The sequence below is a fragment of the Devosia sp. genome (assembly GCF_017307565.1).
Classification (GTDB): Bacteria; Pseudomonadota; Alphaproteobacteria; order Rhizobiales; family Devosiaceae; genus Devosia.
On sequence record NZ_JAFKHD010000292.1, the window covers coordinates 1 to 3,321 of the forward strand.

A 3,321-nucleotide genomic window follows, 5' to 3' on the forward strand; every position below is an offset into this window, starting at 1 on the left:
GGCGTGCCGCCAAACATATCGGTGAGAACAGCTAGCCCGTCGCCGGTTTCGGGTCGGTCGATCGCGGCCTAAATGTCCTCGCGCCGGGTTTCGGCATCGTCTTCAGGACCGATGGCGATGGTCTCACACTGCTCCTGGGGCCCAACAACATGTTCCAGCGCCAGCTTGAACTCATCAGCCAGCGCGCCATGCGTCACCAGAACCAACCCGATCATGCATTCTCCCCAGACGATGGTTGCGTCAATTCCAGGACGTAACCCCATCCCAGTCCCAAAAGCCCCCGCTCCCTGCACCGGGCGCATTTGGGAGCGGGCGCCAGTCTTGACCCCGATGCCACGGGTTGCAAGCGATAAATTGTCACCCCCCAGAGGGTATAGCGATTGCGCCCAGCGCCTCTTCGATCAAGAGACGCTGGTGTTCGATTCCAATCACACCCGCCTGCGGCACCGGGCAACGGGCGATTTCCAGGCCCAAAAGCCTTACTTTGAAATCGTGTTCCTCGGGCATCCGTTCAAGAGCGGGCACCAGATCGACCACCAGATCGAGTGTTACCCCGTCGCGATGGGGCCGTCTGACAATGCCGTGACCACGCAGTTCGATAAGCCCGGCAATGGTTTTGGGGGCATGAAGCCGGATTTTTGTACCCTCCAGCTCCAGATCGACCCGGTCATCGGAGATCAGTGCCGCCTCGCGACCGCGTGAGGCAAAGGCATCGAGAAGGTAAAGCGCCAACAGCGACTTCCCAGAGCCAGACGGTCCACGGATGAGTACACCCTTGCCATCGAGCAGGATGGCGGTCGCGTGGATGTTTTCGCGGGTCATCGTCGGCTCTCTCCATTCCGCCGAATAGAGAGAGGGACTCCTGAGCACTCAATACCGACCAAAGGGCACCACCTACCGCCGCGTCTTGGGCAGCGACACGGTGAAGAGCGCGCCGGAGCGATCCGTGCGGTTCTGCGCCTTGATCGTGCCCTTGTGCGCATCGACGATCTGCTTGGAGATCGAAAGACCAAGGCCGGAGTGATTGCCAAAGCTCTCGGTCTCGGGCCGGTCGGTGTAAAAGCGCTGGAAGATGCGGCTGACATCGCCGGTAATCCCCGGCCCTTCATCGCTCACCGTCACGACGATCATGTCGGTCTCGGTCGAGACCGCCACCGTCACCGTGCCATCGGGTGGCGAGAAGGAAACGGCATTGTCGATCAGGTTGGCAAAGACCTGCGCCAGACGGCTTTCATGCCCGGCGATCATGGTCGAGCCGCGGCCGAGCCGCTTGCCCATGACGACATCGACGCCGCGGCCGGCGGCCACGTCCTTCTGGATACCGACCATGGCCTCGGCCAGTTTTTCGATATCGACCTGTTCGGCGCTTTCGCGCGCCAGCTCCGCATCGAGCCGGCTGGCGCTCGAAATATCGGTGATCAGGCGATCGAGCCGTTTGACGTCATGCTGGATGATGTCGTTGAGCCGCGCCCGATCCTCCGGCTTTTTCGCCAGCGGCAGGGTTTCGACCGCCGAACGCAGTGAAGTCAGCGGGTTCTTCAGCTCATGCGCCACGTCGGCGGCAAAGCGCTCGATGGCCTCGATGCGATTATAGAGCGCGTCGGTCATACGGCGCAGCGCGCCGGAAAGATGGCCGATTTCGTCGGGGCGATCGGTGAGATCGGGGATTTCCGCACGCGCATTTCCCGCCGTCTGCACCCGCTCGGCGGCAGCCGACAGGCGTCGCATCGGACCGGCAATGGTGCCGGCGAGCAGCAAGGACAGCGCGATCTGCACGGCCGCGGCAATCAGGGCGATGCGCAGGATGCTCCAGCGCTCCTGGGACACCACCGAGTCAATGTCGCCGGGGGCCGTCGAGAGCAGGATGGCGCCGACCACGGCGCGCATGCGCTGCACCGGCACGGCCACCGAGACGACCAGCTGGTTGTGGTCATCGACGCGCACGAAGTCGGCCGGCGCGCCCTGCAGGGCCGAAGCGACCTCCGGATAACGCGTGCCTTCGTCGGCCCCATATTCCTGGTATTTTGAAAAATTGTCGCCCGGTGCCCAGGCTACCGCCGCATTCCACCAGTCGAGCAGGAAGAAGTGCTGGGTTTTCGACGTATCGATCTGCTGCCGGATGACCTCGCCGCGCGCATAGATATTGTCGCTGTCGAGAATGAGCAGGCCCTGCTGGTCATAAATGCGGGCCCGCGTCCGCGTCGGGGTGATCAGGTTCCTGAGAAGCGGGGCGACCCGTTCCGGGCTGATCGGAAATTCCAGCGAAGGATCGAAATAGGAGAGCGGGGAGACATTACCCGCCTGCAATTGGATCAAGCGATCGGGATTGACCGAGATGACGTCGCTATCCACCGTGGCCGAAGCGGCAATGGCGGCGGCGATGATTTCGCCCTGCACGCGCAGCGATTGCACGCGCGCATCGATGAGGCCCGCCCGCCACTGGTTGAGGTAGAGAATACCCACCACCAGCACGAGAAGGCCGGCGAGATTGAGCACGATGATCCGGCGCGTCAGGCTCGAGAAGATCGTAAAATCGATGAAACGGCGCAGCGCCACAATCACCTGGGCCAATGGCTTGAGGGCCATGCGCCAGGCGCGCCTGCCCCCCTTTGAGGCGGGGGCAGGCTCGGCGTCCCGAGCGGGGCGCGTTCCCTCGAGGTGAGGATCGATCGTGGCCACGAAGTCTCTTACTGCTCCTTGAAGCGATAGCCGACGCCGTAGAGCGTTTCGATCATTTCGAAATCGTCGTCGGTTGCCTTGAACTTCTTGCGCAGGCGCTTGATGTGGCTGTCGATGGTGCGATCATCGACATAGACCTGATCGTCATAGGCCGCATCCATCAGCGCGTTGCGCGATTTGACGACGCCCGGACGCAGGGCGAGCGCCTGGAGGATGAGGAATTCGGTGACCGTGAGAGTGACCCGCTCGCCCTTCCAGGTGCAGGTGTGGCGCTCTTCGTCCATCACCAGCGAGCCGCGCTCGATCAGAGCCTTGCCCAGCACGGGTTCGCCCGTGGGTCCGGCGGCGGCGGAGGGATCACGCGGCGCCGAGCGGCGCAGGATCGCCTTGACGCGCTCGACCAGGAGGCGCTGGCTGAAAGGCTTGGTGATGAAATCGTCGGCGCCCATCTTGAGACCGAAGAGTTCGTCGATTTCCTCGTCCTTGGAGGTGAGGAAGATCACCGGCACGTCGGACTTCTGGCGCAGGCGACGCAGCAGCTCCATGCCATCCATGCGCGGCATCTTGATATCGAGAATGGCCAGATCAGGTCGGTCATTGGTCAGGCCTTCAAGACCCGAGGCGCCATCGGTATAGGTCGCC

At 62.8% G+C, this 3,321-nt stretch carries 3 protein-coding genes and 1 pseudogene; all 4 read right to left on the minus strand.

Going from position 1 to position 3,321, the window contains the following annotated elements:
- Nucleotides 1–215 (minus strand): annotated as a pseudogene (locus J0I64_RS08785) (PTS fructose transporter subunit IIA); the annotation flags it as partial.
- A gap of 142 nt (nt 216–357) precedes the next feature.
- On the minus strand, nt 358–822 hold the full coding sequence (locus J0I64_RS08790; RefSeq protein WP_291407226.1) for a serine/threonine protein kinase: 465 nt from the start codon (nt 820–822) through the stop codon (nt 358–360).
- A gap of 72 nt (nt 823–894) precedes the next feature.
- Entirely contained in the window at nt 895–2,586 is a 1,692-nt protein-coding gene (locus tag J0I64_RS08795; protein ID WP_291407228.1) for a sensor histidine kinase, read from the minus strand.
- A 101-nt stretch (nt 2,587–2,687) separates the two neighbouring features.
- Nucleotides 2,688–3,321 (minus strand): response regulator transcription factor (locus tag J0I64_RS08800; protein ID WP_291407229.1); only part of this gene is annotated, 634 nt, incomplete at its 5' end.